The organism is Specibacter sp. NPDC078709, assembly GCF_040686795.1.
Classification (GTDB): domain Bacteria; phylum Actinomycetota; class Actinomycetes; order Actinomycetales; family Micrococcaceae; genus Specibacter.
The window spans coordinates 200,245-218,639 of record NZ_JBFBLU010000004.1 but is presented as its reverse complement, the minus strand read 5'-3'; the positions used below and the strand labels follow the sequence as shown (position 1 = coordinate 218,639).

Here is an 18,395-nt window from a genome sequence, read left to right as displayed (position 1 = left end):
ATGCGCCAGAAAATGAACGGTACCGCACCGCTGACAGCACGGCTGGAACCGTGGATGGAGGATTTACTCAATGATCCGCAGCAGTGCAGGGAGTTGATCGAGACTCACGGTTCGCCGGTCAATATTCACGATTTCCGGCCCATGGGACGCAACGTCTCAGAGCTGCGCTCGGCTGCTGCCGCCCACGGAATCGACTTTCAAATCTATTTTGCTCGCAAAGCCAACAAGACCATGGGAGCCATTGACCAGGCCGTTCGCGAGAACTGCGGTATCGATGTGGCAAGTTTGAACGAACTGCGGCAGTGCCTAGAAAGAGGTGTTGCGGCAGAAAGCATCATCGTTACGGCGGCGGTGAAGTCCACAGCATTGCTGACACTGGCAATCACTTCCGGGGTGATTATCAGCGTGGACAATGACGACGAATTGCGTGACGCACTTGAACTGGCGGGTGCCGAGGAGCAACCGCTGAAGGTAGCGCTGCGGCTGGCTGTCACCCATTCATCGATTCCGGCTACCCGTTTTGGACTCTCTGGCGACCAGTGGGTGGAAGTCATGGGTGACAGTGATCTGAAGAGTCGCGTGCAGGTCGCTGGCATCCACTTTCACCTCAACGGTTACCAAGCGCAGGCCCGTGCCATCGGGATTGTGGAGTCTCTCGGACTCATCGAACAGTTGCGCACGCTGGGCCACGCACCACGTTTTGTGGACATGGGTGGTGGTATACCGATGTCCTATCTAGATAGCAGAAAACAGTGGGAGGGGTTCTGGACCACGTTGAAAGACTTGCCGGAGGGGGACGAAACGCTCACCTGGAAGTCCGATCGGCTCGGCACTGGCGTCTATCCTTATCACCAGGAACTGATCCGGGGTGAGTGGCTCGATCAGGTCCTCACAGCTGTTCCGGAATCGGCTCAGTCTGAGCACTCCGTGGCCCAAACGTTGACAGCAGCGCGGATTCAGCTGCGCTGCGAACCTGGGCGATCGTTGCTGGACGGATGCGGGCTGACACTCGCCGAAGTGGCCTTCGCTAAGCACCGCAGTGATGGAGTCCCGCTGGTGGGCTTGCATATGAACAGGACGCAATGCAGATCCACGTCAGCGGACTTCCTGCTGGATCCAGTGCTCGTTCACGCCACGACCCCGCGACGGGAGCGAAGCAATGACAGCGCATTTCTCGTGGGGGCCTATTGCATCGAGGAGGAACTGTTGCTGCGCCGACGCTTCGAGTTTCCGGCCGGAGTTGCTGCCGGAGATCTGGTGGCGTTTCCCAACACGGCTGGCTATCTCATGCATATTGTGGAAAGTGCCTCGCATCAGTTACCGCTGGCCGTCAATGTCCTCTGGGACGGTGGTAGCGACAGAAAAGGGGACAGCGGCAGCAGCGGTGACGGTGGCCGGTGGGTGGTGGACGATATCGAGAAGCGCAGCTGAGCCAGCGCCGCTGCAGCTATTCCCTTGATTCGAACCGGCCCCACTCACTCCACCAGATGGAGCGGCGCCTCGCCCCGGGAGATCCGGCCCAACTGTTCAACCGTTATCTCCGTGGCTAGCCGAACGAACTCAGCGGTATTACCTGCCATGTGCGGAGTGATCAGGCAGCCGGGCGCATCCCAGAGAGGGTGATCGGCGGGCAGCGGTTCCGGGTCGGTGACATCCAAAGCAGCCCGCAGCCGCCCTGAACTGAGCTCCGCTAGCAGCGCGTCGGTGTCCACAACAGGACCACGCCCAATATTGACCAGCAGCGCCCCATCTTTCATACGGGCCAGGAAGTTTGCATCCACCAAGTGGGCTGTTGAATCGTTGTGGGGGAGCGTCACCACCACTACGTCCGCCTGAGGAAGCAGTTCCGGCAGTTCCACCGTGCCGTGGATCTGGCGCCCGTCATCTAGGACTCGGGCCCCGCTAGCAACGGGAATTAATGCGGCCGGGCGAAAGGGCTCCAGCCGCGAAAAGAGCTCCTTGCCCACCCCGCCATAGCCCAATACCAAAACCACCGATCCGTGCAGCGAGCTGGTCCACAGCGGCGCCCAGTCATGCCTGCGCTGCTGAACGGCCGCCGTCGGCAGCTCACGCAGTGCAGCGAGAATCAGCGCCATGCCGTGCTCGGCTGTGGCATCTTCCACCGCACCGCGAGAATTACTGAGTGTGACAGCAGCTGGCATGTGGCCCAGGATCCAATCCGAGCCAATCGAGAGTAGGTGCACGTGGCGCAGACCCGGGATGCTCCCCACCCGTGCCCGATTCTCGAACTCCCGCGGCCGCTCCGTGACCAGCACATCGGCGGCCAGCGCATCCTCCGGGCTGTCGTTAATGTGCCAGACGATTGCTTCAATTTCCGGACCCCGGATCGCTTGCGCAAACTGGGCCGTGGGGACGAGGACGCGCAGTGTCAAAGATCTTCCGTTCCGTAGCTGTCAGCAACCTTCAGGATAGTTCAGGCACGACGCCGGTCCCCACCACAGTGACCCGCGTCAGCTCTCCTTCTGGTCCCTTTCCGTCTGAGTCTGTTCCTTCTGGGCTTCTTACGTGAGTTTCCTACGCATGGTCGCCGAACTGGGATTCGTAATCTGCCCGTGCGCCGCGGTCTACTTGCCGCACTTGATTGGGGACAAGGCGCCGCATCAATCCATCCCGCAGTGCGGCAGGCAAGATATTGACCGCCCGGACCACCGGCCCCAGATAGCCCGGAATGCTGACCTCAAAACGTGGACGCTCAATGGTGCGCAGCACGGCTGCGGCGATGGTCTCCGGCGCCAGTAATTTCGAAGCTCCCGTGCCGGTCCCTGCCGCCAATGCCGTATCCACCACGGCGGGCATAATGACGGAAATCTGGACGGGGGAGCGGTGGAGTTCCTCGCGCACCGCCTTGAGATAGCCCAAGACACCGTGCTTGCTGGCCGAGTAACTGGCTTCTCCGGGTGTGGTGAGAATGGAGGATGCCGAGGCGACCGTGATGATGTGGCCCGAACCGCGCGCCACCATCCCCGGAGCCACCAACTTCACGCCACGGATGACGCCGAGCAAGTTCACTGCTATTTGCTGTTCCGCCGCAGCTTCGCTCTCCTCATCGAAGCTGCCCACCCACATCACTCCGGCATTGTTGACGAGGATGTCGATGGCACCGAATTTGGCCTCAACTGTGTCAAGGAACGCGGCATAGGACCGTGCTGAGGTGACGTCAAGGTCGACGCCGAGCAAGGTCCCCGCAAGTGCCTGGGCAGAGTTGCGGGCGGCTTCACCGTCGCGATCACCGATGGCTACCTTGGCGCCCTGCGCAGCAAGGAGACGGGCAATTTCACGCCCAATCCCGTTGCCACCTCCGGTGACCACCGCAACTTTTCCGCTGAGTTTTGCTGGGCTGTTGGGGCTGTTGTCGCGGCGCGAGCTGTGCGGGCTGTTGGTCTTGGTCATCTCTGGCTCCGATCATCGTTGGACCGATCGTCTCTGTGTCGAGGGAACACCTGGGCGCCGTTCGCTACGCGCTGATAGCCACGCCGTCGTTCTCGGTCAAGGTCCCACAGGTAATGGTCAAAATCCACTTCCATCGTGTGCCGCGGAGACGCATAGAACTGGCGCTTGTTGCGCTCGTGGTCTTTGGCCATCTGCTTCCGGAGCTCAGCAACCCGCGGGGGTGCGTAGCGTCCGGCCAAGGTTTCTGCGATCCACACACTCTGGGCCTCGGCCAAGGGCATGACAGCACCCACTGGCTGCACCAAACCGATGAAATACAACCCCGGCAGATCCGGATGGACGGTGCGCTTGAAGAGCGGGAGATCGTTCTGGGACGCAGCGATCAGGGCCGGGTCAAGGAACGGGAAAGTGACCTTATATCCGGTGGCCCAGACGATCAGATCGGCAGGGGTGCGGGTGCCGTCGAGGAATACCACGGCATCGCCGTCAAAGCGCTCAATGCCCGGGCGGACCGTCACCTTGCCGGCGGCAAGACGTTTGCGGATCTCTTCCGATTGCACGGGATGGGACTGCCCCGGTTTGTGCTCAGGTTGGGGCAGCCCAGACTTGCGCAGACCGCCTGAGGTGATGGCGCCAATGCGCAGCCGAACACCCGTGACCCACCATGGCAGCCAACCGGGCAGCGCCACCTGGTCGCTGGGCTTGCCGAGCAGGAATTTGCGTAGCACCCATTGTCCGCGGCGAATGGACAAAGACACAGTGTTGGCCCTATGGGACGCTTCGACCGCGATGTCCATGGCCGAGTTTCCTGCGCCAAAAACCACCACGTCGCGGCCCTGTAGTTGATCACCGGAACGGTAGTCATGAGCGTGGATTTGTTCGCCGTCGAAGGTTCCTGGATAGGTGGGTTCGGGCCAGCGCGGGTCCCAGTGATGACCATTCGCGACCAAAACGGCGTCGTACTTCTGTGCATGTTCTCCCTGCGGGCCCTTGATGCGCACCAGCCAGCCGCCGTCGGCATCTCGGCTGACGTCCTGAACCGTGGTGTTGAAAGTGATGGTGTGGCGGAAGCCAAAGTGGTCCACATACTTTTCAAAGTAGGCGTAGATCTGCTCGTGGCGCGGATACGGTGGGTAGTGTGCAGGCATGGGGAAATCAGAAAACGCCATACGGGCGCCGGAGGTGTTGATTTCCAAGGTTTCGTAGCAGGCGGATTGCCCATTGGGGTTGTCCAGCAGCCAGTTGCCACCTAGGGCGCTGCCTTGTTCGAAACAGTCGAAGGGAATCCCCGCCTCATACAACGCTTTGGCTGCGGTGATGCCGGAGGAACCTGCGCCAATGACGGCAGTACGCGGCAGGGCGTCGTTGACGGGTATAGGATCGAGAACCGCAGGGGCGAGGTGCTCGGGCTTTACGAGGTACGGCATGTGAGCAGTATTACACTGAAAATATCTGTTTTCAATGCAGAAGGGGCAGTTGAGATGACCGCAGACTTCAACCCAGAAGCCGAAATGTGGCATGGGACCGACCGATTCAAGCGCGATCAGGACCGCCGGCAGCGGCTGCTCGATGCGGCACTGGAGCTTTACGGCACCGCAGGCTACTCAGCCACGCCCGTTCAAGCCGTGTGCCGACTCGCGAAGGTCTCCACCCGTTCCTTCTATCAGCTCTACGCCGACCACCACGAATTGCTGACGCGACTCTACCTCGACCTCAATGAAGAGGTGCTGGCAGCTATCGATGCCCGGCCGATCGATCCGGGGCAGGACCTCTTGACCGCCACCCGCACTCTTGTTGCACAGGTGCTGGGCCCGATGTTAACGGATGATCGCAAAGCAAGGGTCATGGAAGTAGAGACGGTGGGCGTTTCCGTGGTGCTGGAACAACAACGCCGTCTCACGATTCGCCGTTTGGCAGCAGCATTGGATGACGCCTTCGAGGACTTTGCCGCAGCCGGGCTGATCAGCTCCGCTCCTGGCGGGCTGACCAGCCTGGTCCTGATTGGTGGGATCACCGAAGCGCTGGTGCAACGGGTGCAGAGCGAACCCAGCGAACGTGAACCCGTCGCCGACTTCATTGAACAGATCACCGCAGTCATTGTCCGGTTTACGGGCGGGGTGAGCCAGCCGTAAACCATGTATCAATGACTGCCAGCACAATCTGTGCCGAACGCTCCGCGGCGTCGTCCACATGGGTCAGAAAATCAGCGTCGGATGCCGGTCCGCATAGATCGGAAATCCCGCGGATGGCTACGAAGGGTGCGCCATACACGTGGCAAGTCTGTGCGATCGCAGACGATTCCATGTCCGTGGAGAGCACGCCGTCGAACCGGTCCTTGATGACTGGGGCCCGGTCGTGGCCCACAAACTTGTAGCTGGAGACCATGAGCCCGTGGTGGACGGTGTTCACCATTCCTTCTCCTGCGGACGCGAGCGACTTCGGCGTGGCATCAATGAGCGCCATGAGCGCCTCCGGCAACGGGTAAGACACCGGCATGCCGGGAACCTGACCCAGCTGGTAGCCAAAGGCGCGAGCGTCGGCATCGGCGTTGATCGTGTCGGTGCCGATGACCACATCGCCGACCTTGACGTCGTCACCCAGTCCACCGGCTGAGCCGGCGCTGATCACCAGGGGAGGGGACGCGCCGTCGTTCTTCTGCTGGGTCAACAGCAGAGCAGAGGTCGCCGCGCCGGACGCGTTCACCAGCCCAATGCCGCCGTGAACCAGCAAGATGTTATGGCCGTTGATAACGCTCGCACGGTGGATGGAGTTACCTACCTGGACCGGCTCAGCCACCGACTCGGCTAGCTGGAGGAAGGGAGCTAATTCCTCTTCCATAGCGACGATGACAATAACCTCAGCGGGACTGCCCTGCCCGCGATTCAGCCCCGCGGGATTACTAGCGTTCACAACAGAAGAGCTCACGCGGTGACCTGCGCCCATTCGTCGCGCTTGGCGAGGAAGGTCCGGGCGACGTCTTGGGCGCCGCTGAGAGAATGGCTTTCGCCCCAGCCACACTGGATTTCATTGGCGGCAGGCACTTCGCTGGCCTCCAGAACTTCCTTGAGCGTGGCCTCAATCAGGTCCATGACGGCCGGCAGATCTGGCTCGCCAGCAAGGATCAGGTAGTAGCCTGTCTGGCAGCCCATAGGAGAGAAGTCGATGACAGCATCCGAATGATTACGTGAGCATTCGGCGAAAAGGTGCTCCAAGGAGTGGACGGATTTCATGTCCAGATGAGCCACGTTGGGCTGAGTGAACCGAACGTCATACTTCGTCAAGACATCGCCATGCGGCAACTGCTTGCGGTCGGCCACGCGCACATACGGCGCAACGACGGTGCGGTGATCAAGGTTGAACGACTCGACGTTCATGCGTGAAGTATTCATGGGGTACTTTCCTCCGTGGGTGTCGAAGCCGGACCGCCTCGGGCCCGATATCTGGCCACATCTAGCTTAGCCGCTTGGAGTGGATTCGCGGTTGGTGCGGCGGTGGGGTAGGGCGGTGGGTCGGGCGGTGGTGCGGCGGCTGGGTCGGCACGGCGTCGGGGCTGGCTGAAAACGAATCTTAGCTTCCGGGCGCTAGCTGTGCGGACTGGTCCGGCTGTGCATTCTGGTCCAGCCGTGCGGCGATGGTCGCGGGCGTTGTTGGTTGCCAATCAAAGCCTCCATTGTCACTCCGGGAGCCGTATCCTGCTCAGTTCACATCGGCGGACCTAGCCTTGACTATGCGATACAAGATTCTTTTGCACTACCCAGCACGGGGTGCGGATGATTTGGATCCGGAGACCATGGCCGACGGTCAGTTCTAACTTGCAGATGACACACCAGTTCAAAATTTTCGCTGCAGAGATGCACGCGGCTGGGATTTTGTGCACTGCCTCATCTGAGCTCGTCCTCCGATTACGACTTCGAGCAGCACCACAGAGCAGCACCGCAGAGCAACTACCAGTTTGATTGGCCCCCACAACCCGGCTGTCCTATGCTGAGAAAGTTAGCCGCATTGACCGCAAGTCTTCTTAACCCGCCACGAATAGACGCCGGTTGATGCCTTGGAGCTACAGTGCCAAGACACACAGGATCACGAACGGGACGGCCCGTTTGTTCAATTGATTCGGGGACGACCTCGTAGAACAGGTTTGAACCCATGCTTGCAGCAGCCAAAGGCTCAATCTTCACCCCCGTCGCGATCGGCCGAATAATTGTCGGCTGGGGTGCAGTCGCAGCCCTGATGTTCCTGGGCCCACTCCTGAATCCACCGGTGCCCTTACCACTGCTTGTCACCGCGCTATTGGCCATTGTCGCCGTCATCTTGGTCTGCGCGTTCGGAGTGGTTCATGAGGCCGAGCATCTCGCCCGCCGTCTCGGTGACCCCTACGGTTCACTGGTCCTGACGCTCTCGATCGTACTGATCGAAGTGGTCCTCATTTCCGCTGTCATGCTGGGCCCAGGCGAGCACGCCACCATCGCGCGCGACTCCGTGATGGCCGTTTCCATGATCATCCTCAACGCCGTCGTCGGCCTCTCACTATTGTTCGGCGGGCTCAGGCACGGCTCCCTCAAACACAACCGAACCGGCACCTCCGCCTACCTCGGCATGATCATCGTCCTCACCTCGATCGCTTTTGCCCTTCCAGCCCTCATCGGTCGCGATGGTTCGTACACCTCTGGCCAGAGCATCCCCGTCATCGTGCTCGCCCTTGGTCTGTACGCATTTTTTCTTGTCCGCCAGATGGGCGCCCAGGCTGGCGACTTCACCGAGGTCGATCCCGGACTGTTTGCCCCCAAAATCAGTGCCAAATCAAGATCCACAACCAAGGACGACGACGTCTCCTCCTCAGCTGCGATCTCGTCTTCCCCTGTGGTGTCCTCCGATGCAACGCCGATTGCGGCGATCTTCGTCAAGCACCGAAAGGAGATCTTATTGCGCTTGGTTCTGTTGCTTGTCACGGTGCTGCCGATCGTGCTGCTTTCGCACGATATGGCAACTCTTTTGGACGACGGCCTGGGCCGCGCAGGTGCTCCCGTTGCGCTCTCGGGCCTACTCATCGCCATGATCGTCTTCCTCCCGGAATCCATCACCTCTGTGCGTGCCGCCTTGGCGGGCGAAGGGCAACGAGTCAACAATCTCTGCCATGGTGCTCTCGTCTCAACCGTAGGCCTGACTATCCCGGCAGTGCTCTTGATCGGGATGCTCACGGGCCAAGATGTGGTTCTGGCCGAGTCGCCGGCCAACCTGTTGCTACTCGGCGTGACACTGCTGCTCTCGGTTAGCACCTTCGCTGCGAAGCAGATGACAGCCATGCACGGAGCCACCCATTTGGCGGTCTTCGCCATCTATGGACTTGTTGTCTTCTCATGATTGAGGACCAATTCTCCTGATTCCGGATCATGACATGTTCCAAAGTTCCCGAAACGTTGAGTAACACTGTGTTGGACTTTCGACAGTAACGTTATTGACTGGTGCTTATGTCGATCAACAACAGGGCCGCCGATATCTCTGAGCTGCTCAAGCAGCAGGCGGCCTTGATGCGGGTGGGGGACAAGCTGCCCTCCGTCAGGCAGCTATCCAAGACCTATGGCGCCAGCCCCGTGACTATTACCCAAGCCATCAGCACGCTCTCGGGTCTGGGGGTCGTCAGGGCAGAGCCAGGCCGTGGCACCTTTGTTGCCGGCCGGGTGGAGTCGAACGAGCTGCCGCATCCGGAGCAGCCCTTCACATCTAGCCGCAACCATCTAGCCGAACCCGATTACGCCTGGCAATCTTCCACCCTAGGCCGTTCCCGTGTTGACGCGGTACGTGCTGGACGGTTCCATTCACAGAGCACATCCGGTCACGTTCAATTATCGTGGGGTTATCTGGCTCCCGAGCTGCAGCCCTTCGATGAGTTGCGCACGCTCGGCGTGCGCTGCGCAAAAAGCCACCGGGCGTGGACCATGGCTCCGCCCATGGGACTGCCGGAATTGCGTCGTGCATTTGCCGGGCAGCTCAGCGCGGAACCAGAGGACATGCTGATCATGCCGGGCGGGCAGCAGTCGCTGGTATTTGCGATGCGCACCTTGGCCGATCCAGGCTCAACGCTCATCACCGAAAGCCCCAGCTACCCCGGGGCAGCCATCGCCGCACAGTCTGCCGGCCTGAATCTGGCCGCAGTGCAGGCCGATGAGCGCGGAATTATTCCGGCAAAACTCGCCGATGCTTTGGAGCGCACGCACGCTAAGCTCATTTATCTCCAGCCTTGTTACGCGAACCCGTCCGGTGCCATCCTCAGTCCCGAACGTCGCGTGGAGGTGCTGGCTTTGGCGAAGCGCTACGGTGCCTTCATCATCGAGGACGATTGGGCACGAAACCTGTCCCTCGATGGAAACGCTCCGCCGCCACTATTCACCCAGGATCCGGATGGGCATGTAGTCTCGATCGCCACCTTGACCAAGCCTGCCGCACCAGGATTACGCGTGGGTGCCATTGCTGCAAGAGGCCCGGCAGGGGAACGTCTGCGCACCGCCCGTATTGCCGATGACATGTGCGTGCCACCGCTCACACAAGAAATCGCGCTGGGCTTGCTGACCTCCTCCGCCTGGCCGCGCCACGTGACACGACTGCGCGCCGGATTGCTGGAGCGCCGTGATGCCATGGTGGAGGAGATTCACACCTCCATGACCGGTGCAAAGGTGCCAAACATTCCCACCGGCGGCATCCACCTCTGGGTCAAGCTTCCCGAAGGCAGTAATTCCACGGCATTGACCACTGCGGCCCACCAAGCAGGCGTGCTGATCGGCGACGGCAAACAGTACTTTGTTGACGAGCCGCCCGCACCCTTCATCCGCTTATCTTTTAGCGCCGCTTCCATTCCGCAGATCCGGGCAGGCGTACAACGGGTGGCTGGACTGCTCTAAGCCGTAGCCTCCGGCAGGCCCAGCAGCGCATTCTCCACCAGTTCAGACAGGGCGGGATGGATCCAGTACTGCTTCTTAGCCACATCATGGGCGGTTTGGCCAAAATGCATGGCCTGAATCAGCGGCTGGATGATGGTGGCCGCCTCCGGACCAATCGCATGTGCGCCCAGCAGCAGGCCAGTGGAGGGGTCGGCGAGGACCTTCAGGAAATGACCGGAGTCCTCGCGCGCCCAACCTGCAGCAATGTCGCCATAATTTTGCACTTTCACCACATACCCAATTCCGGCCTTGATGGCGTGCGCCTCGGTGATCCCGACTGAGGCAATCTGCGGATCGCTGAAGACCGCGGCCGGAACAAATCGGTGATCTGAGCTGATGAGCGCCTCTGGGTGCGCCAAGTTGTGCTTAACCACCTTGGCCTCGTGATTGGCGACATGCTTGAGCTGGTATTTGGAGGAAATGTCGCCCAACGCGTAAATACCGTCGACGTCCGTGCGCTGATGCTCATCAACCACCACCCGGCCATGTCCGTCCAGGGCGACCCCGGTCTTTTCTACATCCAGGTTGGCTCCGTTGGGTTTGCGCCCTGTGGCCACCAGCAACACCTCAGCCGTCAAGGATTGCGGCCCGTTTGGCCCCTTCAGTTGAAGTTCGACGCCGTCCGCCGTGTCCGCCACGCTACTCACCTTGGTCTCGAGCAGGACTGTGTAGCGCGCCGCGGCCTCCTTCGTGAACTGGACCGAGACGTCCTCGTCCTGAGACTTGAGCAGCCTTTTTCCACGCGCGATTTGGGTAACGTGCACGCCAAAGGAGGAAAATACGTGCGCAAATTCGGCTGCAACATAGCCGCCGCCCAAAATGACCATGCTGACGGGTAGCGTTTCCAATCGCATAATCGAATCGGAGGTATGAAAGACGGCCGCGGTCTGGGTGGCGCTATCGGCGAGGCCGAGAGTATCCGGTACCACAGCGTGCGAACCCGCAGCCAGAACAAATCTGTCGGCGGTCACGTGGGTGCTGCCGCCGTCGTGCAGGTCAATGTGCAGCTCCTTGTGTCCGGAAAAGCGCCCGCGCCCGGCAAAGACGGTGATATTGGGGCACTCGGGACCCTCGCGGTATTGCCTGCCGCCGGATTCGATGGCGTCGATCCGCCCGAAGATCCTGTCACGGATTCCCGGCCAGTCCACGGAGTTCAGGTGGGCATCGATTCCCAGCGCCCTGCCGTGGCGGGCGGCGTCGGCCAGTTCCGCCGGATGCACGAACATTTTGGTGGGGATACAGCCGACGTTTAGGCAGGTGCCGCCGAAATGACCGTCCTCCACGATGGCAATGTTCCAATGATCAAACTCTGGGCCCGGGATGGAATTTCCGGAGCCGGTGCCGATGATGACGAGGTCAAAGTGAGGCATGGGGATTGCATCCGTTCAGTGGAGAATTGGGCACAAGAACATCTTGCCTGGCAAGTTCGGCACTGTTGCCAGCGCACAAAGGTCCGCCACCGCAGTGATGCGTCGGCGGACCTAGAGCCACCCTATCCTCAGATTGTCACCAAGTTAGATCCAGTCGGGAGCCTTAGGTGCGTTGGTGATGGTGCCGCGGGTATTCCATGCGCCAGTGATGAAGGCCAGGAGTCGTTCGAGGATGGGTGCGGGGATATCTGACACGGTGGCGCCGTTGTTAAAGTCGACGGCGTGCAGCCAGACTGCGCGGCTGCGCGTCCAGCCAGTTTCACTGGCGGGCACGGTGCGGCCCTGGCGGCTTTGACTTGGTTTGACCAGTTGTTATCGGGCAGCTCGCGCCATTCCACCTTGAGGTGCACGGCGGCATGATCGGTGAGAGCACGTAGCGCGATGGAGGACAGGATCGCGCCGAAGCCGATTTCCTGGTTGCGTGCGGTGGGGGAGGAATGCATGGGTGTCTCCACCCCAGTCGCCGCCCATTCAATGAGACGGGCGATCGTACGCGCCTTGTAACCGAGGTGTGCGCCGAGGTGTCGGCGGCTCTAGCAGGGAATGAGGGAGTCGCCGTCGAGCGGTTTATCGGAGAGCTCGTTGAGTTTGCGGGCGATGAACGCGGTGCCGCGCCGGACCTGCAGGAGGGCTTCCTGCAGGTCCGGATCGGTGGTCAAATCATGGCCCACCCGTCATTTCCCTGACAGGATGAGGCGCTGGCCGTTGCGGCGAGGCATACCAAGGTTTACATCGATCTCTCGGGCCGGTCGCTGAAGTACTTCCCGCGCATCCTGGTGCAGTACGCCAATACGATGCTGCGGACCAAGGTGCTGTTCCGTTCTGATTACCCCATGATCACCCCGGCTTGTTTATAGCCTTGTTTCAGCCAACTGAGGAGGCCGGCGGAGGGGCTCGCGTGGGTCCTTGCCCCATATGTCCGTGGTTCCTGCAGTACTGGCAGCCTCCATTGTGCTGAAGCGACAGGCAATGGTCTGGCGCGATTCCAATCCGGGAGAGTTTGCTGATGTGACGGTGGGGCGCTGAATGCCGGCACAGAATCCAGCATGGCCCGGGGCCGAGCAGCACCATGCTGGTCAATGTTCGAAGCTACTGCAGTGCTGGTCGCGAGAGTATATTGGCGGCCAGTGAGCTCATCGTGCGGGGCGACCGTTGCGGCTGTGGGCTCGCCCTTGGTGACTTTAGCGTTCTCTCTGACGCGTTTGGAGTGTCCCATAATTTTGGGTTCCGTATCGGCAGTGACAGCCAAAGCTATTTGCTGGCGGCGCTGGCCTCTGCGGGTGGGCGAATGCCCTCAATCAACAGCGTCAAGGCTCGCTGCGCGGAAACGGGCCAACCTGATGCCTTGACGGGCGCTGCCACGTGCGCCATGGCTGACATCAGGAGAATATCCGTGGGCTCAAAGTCGTCGCGGACCACATGCTGTTCCTTGGCCCGTGCCACCAAGAATTCAAGCTGATGCGCTATCCGATGTTGGAGTGCGTCTAGGACTTCGTGAAGCTCTTGGTGGGAGGAGCCTCGCGCCCAGCCGACTCCGCCAATATAGCCGCCCAGAATCAATTCACGCATGCCGTGATCGCGCAGAAATTGCTCCGTGGACTTGGTCAAGAAGTAGATCAATCCTTCCCAGGGGTCCTCGTGGCCGTTGGCGTCAATCGACAATTGCTCACCGTAGGCAAGATGCTCTCGGTAAACGTCCAGGATTAAGAGGTCCTTGTCGCGGTAGCGCCGGTACAGGGTTGCCACCCCCACCCCTGCCGCCTTGGCGATATCGGCCAGGGGCACGCTGAGGCCCTTACTGGAAAAGAGCTCGTGGGCTGCGTTGTTCAAAGCTCGGTCACGCTCGTTAAGGACGACGACGTTATGGTCGCCAATACTCTGTCCGTCGGGGGAGTGGTTCTTAATCGAAGGGGTCAGTGGCATGCTGGTGGAGCTTTCGATGGCAGGAGAAAATCAAGCGATGTCACATCAAGTGTAGCGTGAGACCACACAGTGCGGAATAGCTGTTCCGGATGCGATACGCTTAACGGAATAGCTATTCCAAGGGGATGGTTTCAATATTCACACTGAGGCAAAAGGTACATGAGCACTGCAACGCAACCACTAAACGTCAATCCGACGCCACCCTCCAGGCCTGACTCTAAACTGGACTCCAAACCTGACTCAAAATGGGTCGGCCTTCGCTGGTGGTCGATGCTGGCCATCGGCATGTCCCAACTCATGGTGGTGCTTGATGCAACCATTATGAACGTGGCGCTTCCCAGCGCCCAGATTGAACTTGCCTTTTCGGACACACTCCGTCCGTGGGTCATCACGGCCTACGCTCTCGCCTTTGGCGGCTTGCTCCTGCTGGGTGGCCGTATTGCTGACCTGATGGGTCGCAAGCAGATTTTCCTCATTGGCTTGGTAGGTTTCGCCGTCGCCTCGGCACTCGGTGGCGCTGCCCCCACTTTCGCGATCCTGCTGGCCGCGCGCGTATTGCAAGGTATCTTCGCAGCCCTGTTGGCTCCGGCGGCTCTTTCCTTGCTGACCACCACTTTCACCGATCCCGCAGAACGCGGCAAGGCCTTTGGTATTTTCGGTGCTCTCGCCGGTGCCGGTGGCGCTGTGGGTCTGCTGCTCGGTGGCGTGTTGACGGAAACGCTCTCTTGGCGCTGGACCCTCTACGTCAACATTGCATTTGCTGCCATTGCTTTTGTTGTTGGCCTGATTGCCATCGCCCCCACAATGCGTGAGCGCGGCGTGAAGCTGGATGTTCCGGGCGCGATTTTTGCCTCCTTGGGCTTCTTTGCACTGGTCTTCGGGTTTACCAATGCTGAAGAGCACGGCTTTGCTGACGCGCGCACCTGGGGTTTCCTGGCCGCCGGCCTGATTCTGCTGGTTGTCTTCGTCATGATCCAACGCAGGGGAAAGTCTCCGTTGCTGCCGCTGCACATTGTGCTGGACCGGGATCGCGGAGCCTCCATGCTCGCTATCTTCGTATCTGGCGCCGTAGTCTTTGGGGTGAACTTGTACCTGGTGTACTACCTGCAGATTGTGCTCGGTTTCACCCCATTGCAAACGGGCCTGGCCGTGCTGCCGTTGTGCTTGGGCATCATGATCGCTGCCGTAGTTTCTACCTCGGTTCTCATGCCCAAGCTGGGCGCAAAGATGCTGGTTCCGGCCGGCATGATGATCTCCGCCACTGGCTCGGTCCTGCTGATGTCGGCCAAGGCTGATAGCAGCTACGCTCTGCACGTGGCTTTGCCGATGTTCATCATTGCTCTTGGTCTCGGTGCCATTATTTCATCGGCCATGAGCGTAGGCACCTTGGGTGTTGACAGCCATCATGCCGGCGCCGCATCCGCCGCCGTGAACGCATCGCAGCAGCTGGGAGGCTCCATCGGCCTAGCCGTGTTGAACACCTTGGTTGCCGGGGCAACCATTACGGCCATCGACGGCGGCAAGGGGCAACTGGAATCCCTCGTCAGCGGTTACTCGGGTGCGTACTTCGCCTGCGCCGTATTGCTGGTGGTTGGTGCCATCGTGACGGCCCTGATGTACCGACGCCGTGCCGACGCAGCAGTGCCCACAGGTGTTGCAGCGGTGCACATGTAGCACTCTGGCACATGTAGTCCTCGCGTGGACCACCAGTCGATAGGCGACTAAAGAAGTCCGCCTTACCCACCACATGCTGTGGTGGGTAAGGCGGACTTCTTGTTTAACTCGTGCTGACGCTCCCGTGAAAATCAGGAAGTGCAGCTCGGGTGAAGGACAGAACGGCTCTCCGTCCACCCGGTGAGGGATGGTCCCGTTCGATTGTGGTCTGTAGCGTAGTTCGCAAACCGTTGCACTTACCAGGGGGTCCTAGGCAGCCGTATCAACGGCGGATAGGTTCGCGCAGGCCTACCTCACAGAAATCGCCGACGTTCCGCACGCCGAACAAATCGGCGCCAAAATGGCTACCGAGTCCAAAAAAGCGTGACATCAAGTTCCTAGGAGAATCCACTGGCGGAAAAGTCCTAGAAGATTGGGCAACCAGCCCAGAAAGACCTCCGGGTCAAGATCAACTGAACGCCTGGAGAAAGGCATCACAACAACTCCGCGAAATTTCCGTTCCCTAGAACAGGAGATCCACCCTGGCCACTGGCCCTGGCAAGAGCCTTGGGGAATCGAGCGAAAAAAGCGGGGCTGCAACCTTGAAAGGTTGCAGCCCCGCCGGTGTCTCGCCCGTGCTACTTAGGCGCTGGTGGCGTCCTGCACCTCGCCGACCAGTTCCTCGATGATGTCCTCCAGGAAGAGCACACCTGTGGTGTTCCCCTCCGCATCGAACACCCTTGCCACGTGGGCACCGGTTCGGCGCATAACCGCCAAGGCATCTTCGAGCTCATGACCGCTGAACGTGGAGGCCAATGCTCGAATTCGCTTCGCCGGAACCGCCTCGTAAAGCTTCTGGGCCGTGGTTAAGTCCATGACGTCCTTCAGGTGCAGGTAACCAACAGGTTCCCTGTCAGCATTCACAAGGATGTAGCGGGAGTACCCGTGTTTGGCCACCGCAGACTGAATGTCGGCGGGGGAAGAACCCTCCGGCAACAGGACCATGTCACGGAGTGGAACCTCAACATCGGAGACCTTCTTGGTGGTGAACTCAAACGCCTTGCTCAGCGTGCCGCTGACGTCGTCGAGCATCCCGTCACGGGTGGATTGCTCCACGATGCCTGCCACCTCATCCAGGGTGTAGGCACTCGTGGCCCCGTCTTTGGGCTCCACCCGGAAGAGGCGCAGGATGGCGTTGGCGATGCCGTTCAGGCTCCAGATCACCGGTTTGACGATGCGGGCCACCATGACCAGCGGCGGAGCCAGGATCAGGGCTGCACGTGTAGGTACCGAGAAGGAAATGTTCTTCGGGACCATTTCGCCGATCACCACGTGCAAGAAGGTGACCAGCAGTAGCGCCGCGATGAACGCGATGATGCCGATAGTCTCCGCGCTCAGGGAGGTTAAGCCAAGCGGGATTTCGAGCAGATGGTGGATAGCGGGCTCGGAGACATTCAAGATCACCAAGGAACACACGGTAATGCCCAGCTGGCTGGTGGCCAGCATCAATGTCGCATGTTCCATGGCCCAGAGGGTAGTTTTCGCTGCCTTGGAACCGGCCTCAGCTTTGGGCTCGATCTGCGAACGGCGGGCGGATATGACGGCGAATTCCGCGCCGACAAAGAAGGCGTTGATGACCAGCAGCACGACGAGCCAGATGATTCCGGGAAGATATTCACTCATGGGTTAGGTCCTGGGTCATGTTCTCGATGATCTGGTCGTGTTCGCTCCGGGAAGGGTCCAACGGAGTGAATTTCAAGCGCTCGATGTGGGTTCCCAATACGCGTTCAACGCGCAGGGTGCCCTCTGAGAGGGACACTTGGTCGCCGAGTTCGGGGATTCTGTCCAGTTGGTCAGTGACGAAACCTGCCAGGGTGTCATATTGCTCGCCGTCCGGAACTTTAATCCCGGTGCGGTCCAGCAGCTCGTCCGGGCGCAGAGAGGCATCAAAGGTCACTGATCGTCCGGTTTTCACGACCCCGACACGGACCTTGTCATGTTCGTCCTCCAATTCCCCGACGATCTCCTCCACGAGATCCTCGAGAGTGACGATTCCGGCGGTTCCGCCGTGTTCATCGGAGACGATGGCGACCTGCAGGCCCTGCTGGCGCAGTAGTCCTAAGAGTGATTCAACGCCCATGGATTCGGGGATCCGTAATGGTGCATGCATCAGAGAAGTGGCAAGGTGCGTCGTGCGTTGTTCCATGGGCAGGGCAAAGGCCGCCTTGACGTGCAACACGCCCAAGATCTCGTCGCGGTCCCGGCCGATCACCGGGAAACGGGAGAATCCTGTTTGGATGGCCAGAGCAATGATGTCCTCGGCGTGGTGCTCCGCGTCCACGGCGACCATGCGCACGCGCGGCGTCATCACATCGGCGGCGCTGAGCTCGGAGAAGCGCAGCGTGCGATGCAGCAGCGTGGCGTGGTCCTGGTCCAGGACCCCCTCCAGAGCAGAGCGGCGAACCAACGAACTGAGTTCTTCGGCGCTGCGTGCGCCGGAGAGCTCTTCCTTCGGCTCGATGCCGAAGGACCGAATGATCCCGTTGGCGGTGTTGTTGAACAAGAGGATCACGGGCTTGAAGACGGTGGTGAACAACGCCTGAAAGGGAATCACTACCTTGGCTGTGGCCAACGGAAGGGCGAGTGCGAAGTTCTTGGGAACCAGCTCGCCAATGATCATGGAGAACACCGTGGCAATGAAAATGCCTATCACTGCGCCGATGCCTGGCACGATCGCTTCCGGAACACCTGCCCCCAGCAACGGGCCGCGCAGCAGGGAACTGATAGCTGGTTCAAAGGTATAGCCGGTGAGCAGGGTGGTGAGGGTGATGCCCAGTTGGGCGCTGGAGAGGTGCGTGGAGGTGATCTTCAGGGCTTTGATGGTGGGGCCCAGACGTTTTTCCCCGCGCGCGGCGCGGGCTTCAAGGTCGTTGCGGTCCAGATTTACCAGCGCGAACTCGGAGGCAACGAACAAGCCGGTACCCACGGTGAGGACCAAGCCAATGCCGATCATGATCCATTCATACATTGAGGCGCCCCTCTC

At 60.3% G+C, this 18,395-nt stretch carries 15 protein-coding genes and 1 pseudogene; 6 read left to right on the top strand and 10 right to left on the bottom strand.

What is annotated here, in order from left to right; all coding sequences use genetic code 11:
- Entirely contained in the window at positions 1 to 1,431 is a 1,431-nt protein-coding gene (locus AB0P14_RS09695) for an alanine racemase (protein ID WP_363841024.1), read from the top strand.
- Between the two features lie 44 nt (positions 1,432 to 1,475).
- On the opposite strand, the gene AB0P14_RS09690 is transcribed toward AB0P14_RS09695, so the two are convergent.
- From AB0P14_RS09690 to AB0P14_RS09680, 3 genes are all read right to left on the bottom strand, one after another.
- On the bottom strand, positions 1,476 to 2,393 hold the full coding sequence (locus AB0P14_RS09690; protein WP_363841021.1) for a 2-hydroxyacid dehydrogenase: 918 nt from the start codon (positions 2,391 to 2,393) through the stop codon (positions 1,476 to 1,478).
- Positions 2,394 to 2,535: 142 nt separating this feature from the next.
- Positions 2,536 to 3,411 (bottom strand): SDR family oxidoreductase, encoded by an 876-nt coding sequence (locus AB0P14_RS09685; protein WP_363841018.1) that lies wholly within the window; start codon positions 3,409 to 3,411, stop codon positions 2,536 to 2,538.
- Positions 3,408 to 4,838: an NAD(P)-binding domain-containing protein gene (locus tag AB0P14_RS09680; RefSeq protein WP_363841015.1), complete on the bottom strand. Its 1,431-nt coding sequence runs from the start codon at positions 4,836 to 4,838 to the stop codon at positions 3,408 to 3,410. Before AB0P14_RS09680 ends, AB0P14_RS09685 begins: the two co-directional genes overlap by 4 nt.
- Between AB0P14_RS09680 and AB0P14_RS09675 the strand changes: the two genes are divergently transcribed.
- Entirely contained in the window at positions 4,839 to 5,543 is a 705-nt protein-coding gene (locus tag AB0P14_RS09675) for a TetR/AcrR family transcriptional regulator (RefSeq protein ID WP_363841012.1), read from the top strand.
- On the opposite strand, the gene mtnN is transcribed toward AB0P14_RS09675, so the two are convergent.
- Together mtnN and AB0P14_RS09665 are read right to left on the bottom strand one after the other, a co-directional pair.
- Complete coding sequence (mtnN, locus tag AB0P14_RS09670) at positions 5,518 to 6,336, bottom strand: 5'-methylthioadenosine/S-adenosylhomocysteine nucleosidase (protein WP_363841009.1); 819 nt, start codon at positions 6,334 to 6,336, stop codon at positions 5,518 to 5,520. The two genes, AB0P14_RS09675 and mtnN, sit on opposite strands and share 26 nt — an antisense overlap.
- Entirely contained in the window at positions 6,333 to 6,800 is a 468-nt protein-coding gene (locus AB0P14_RS09665) for an S-ribosylhomocysteine lyase (RefSeq protein WP_363841007.1), read from the bottom strand. The genes mtnN and AB0P14_RS09665 overlap by 4 nt, the downstream gene beginning before the upstream one ends.
- A gap of 757 nt (positions 6,801 to 7,557) precedes the next feature.
- Here AB0P14_RS09665 and AB0P14_RS09660 point away from each other — a divergent pair.
- Entirely contained in the window at positions 7,558 to 8,772 is a 1,215-nt protein-coding gene (locus tag AB0P14_RS09660; RefSeq protein ID WP_363841004.1) for a calcium:proton antiporter, read from the top strand.
- 107 nt (positions 8,773 to 8,879) lie between these two features.
- Positions 8,880 to 10,307 carry a PLP-dependent aminotransferase family protein gene (locus AB0P14_RS09655; RefSeq protein ID WP_363841001.1) on the top strand — a complete coding sequence of 476 codons (1,428 nt, stop codon included), beginning with the start codon at positions 8,880 to 8,882 and terminating at the stop codon, positions 10,305 to 10,307.
- Here the strand turns inward: AB0P14_RS09655 and AB0P14_RS09650 are convergent.
- Together AB0P14_RS09650 and AB0P14_RS09645 are read right to left on the bottom strand one after the other, a co-directional pair.
- Positions 10,304 to 11,716, bottom strand: coding sequence for a mycothione reductase (locus tag AB0P14_RS09650; RefSeq protein WP_363840998.1), 1,413 nt, complete (start codon positions 11,714 to 11,716; stop codon positions 10,304 to 10,306). The genes AB0P14_RS09655 and AB0P14_RS09650 overlap by 4 nt on opposite strands.
- A 180-nt stretch (positions 11,717 to 11,896) precedes the next feature.
- A pseudogene (locus AB0P14_RS09645) lies at positions 11,897 to 12,447 on the bottom strand (maleylpyruvate isomerase family mycothiol-dependent enzyme); the annotation flags it as partial.
- Between the two features lie 27 nt (positions 12,448 to 12,474).
- Between AB0P14_RS09645 and AB0P14_RS09640 the strand changes: the two are divergent.
- Entirely contained in the window at positions 12,475 to 12,633 is a 159-nt protein-coding gene (locus AB0P14_RS09640; protein WP_363841432.1) for a hypothetical protein, read from the top strand.
- Positions 12,634 to 13,027: 394 nt separating this feature from the next.
- On the opposite strand, the gene AB0P14_RS09635 is transcribed toward AB0P14_RS09640, so the two are convergent.
- Positions 13,028 to 13,699, bottom strand: a complete 672-nt coding sequence (locus AB0P14_RS09635; protein ID WP_363840995.1) for a TetR/AcrR family transcriptional regulator — start codon at positions 13,697 to 13,699, stop codon at positions 13,028 to 13,030.
- A gap of 159 nt (positions 13,700 to 13,858) precedes the next feature.
- On the opposite strand from AB0P14_RS09635, the gene AB0P14_RS09630 reads away from it, so the two are divergent.
- Positions 13,859 to 15,373: an MFS transporter gene (locus AB0P14_RS09630; protein WP_363840992.1), complete on the top strand. Its 1,515-nt coding sequence runs from the start codon at positions 13,859 to 13,861 to the stop codon at positions 15,371 to 15,373.
- A gap of 621 nt (positions 15,374 to 15,994) precedes the next feature.
- Here AB0P14_RS09630 and AB0P14_RS09625 read toward each other — a convergent pair.
- Positions 15,995 to 17,035 (bottom strand): hemolysin family protein, encoded by a 1,041-nt coding sequence (locus AB0P14_RS09625; protein ID WP_363840990.1) that lies wholly within the window; start codon positions 17,033 to 17,035, stop codon positions 15,995 to 15,997.
- On the bottom strand, positions 17,028 to 18,380 hold the full coding sequence (locus tag AB0P14_RS09620) for a hemolysin family protein (protein ID WP_363840987.1): 1,353 nt from the start codon (positions 18,378 to 18,380) through the stop codon (positions 17,028 to 17,030). Before AB0P14_RS09620 ends, AB0P14_RS09625 begins: the two co-directional genes overlap by 8 nt.
- Positions 18,381 to 18,395: the final 15 nt, after the last annotated feature.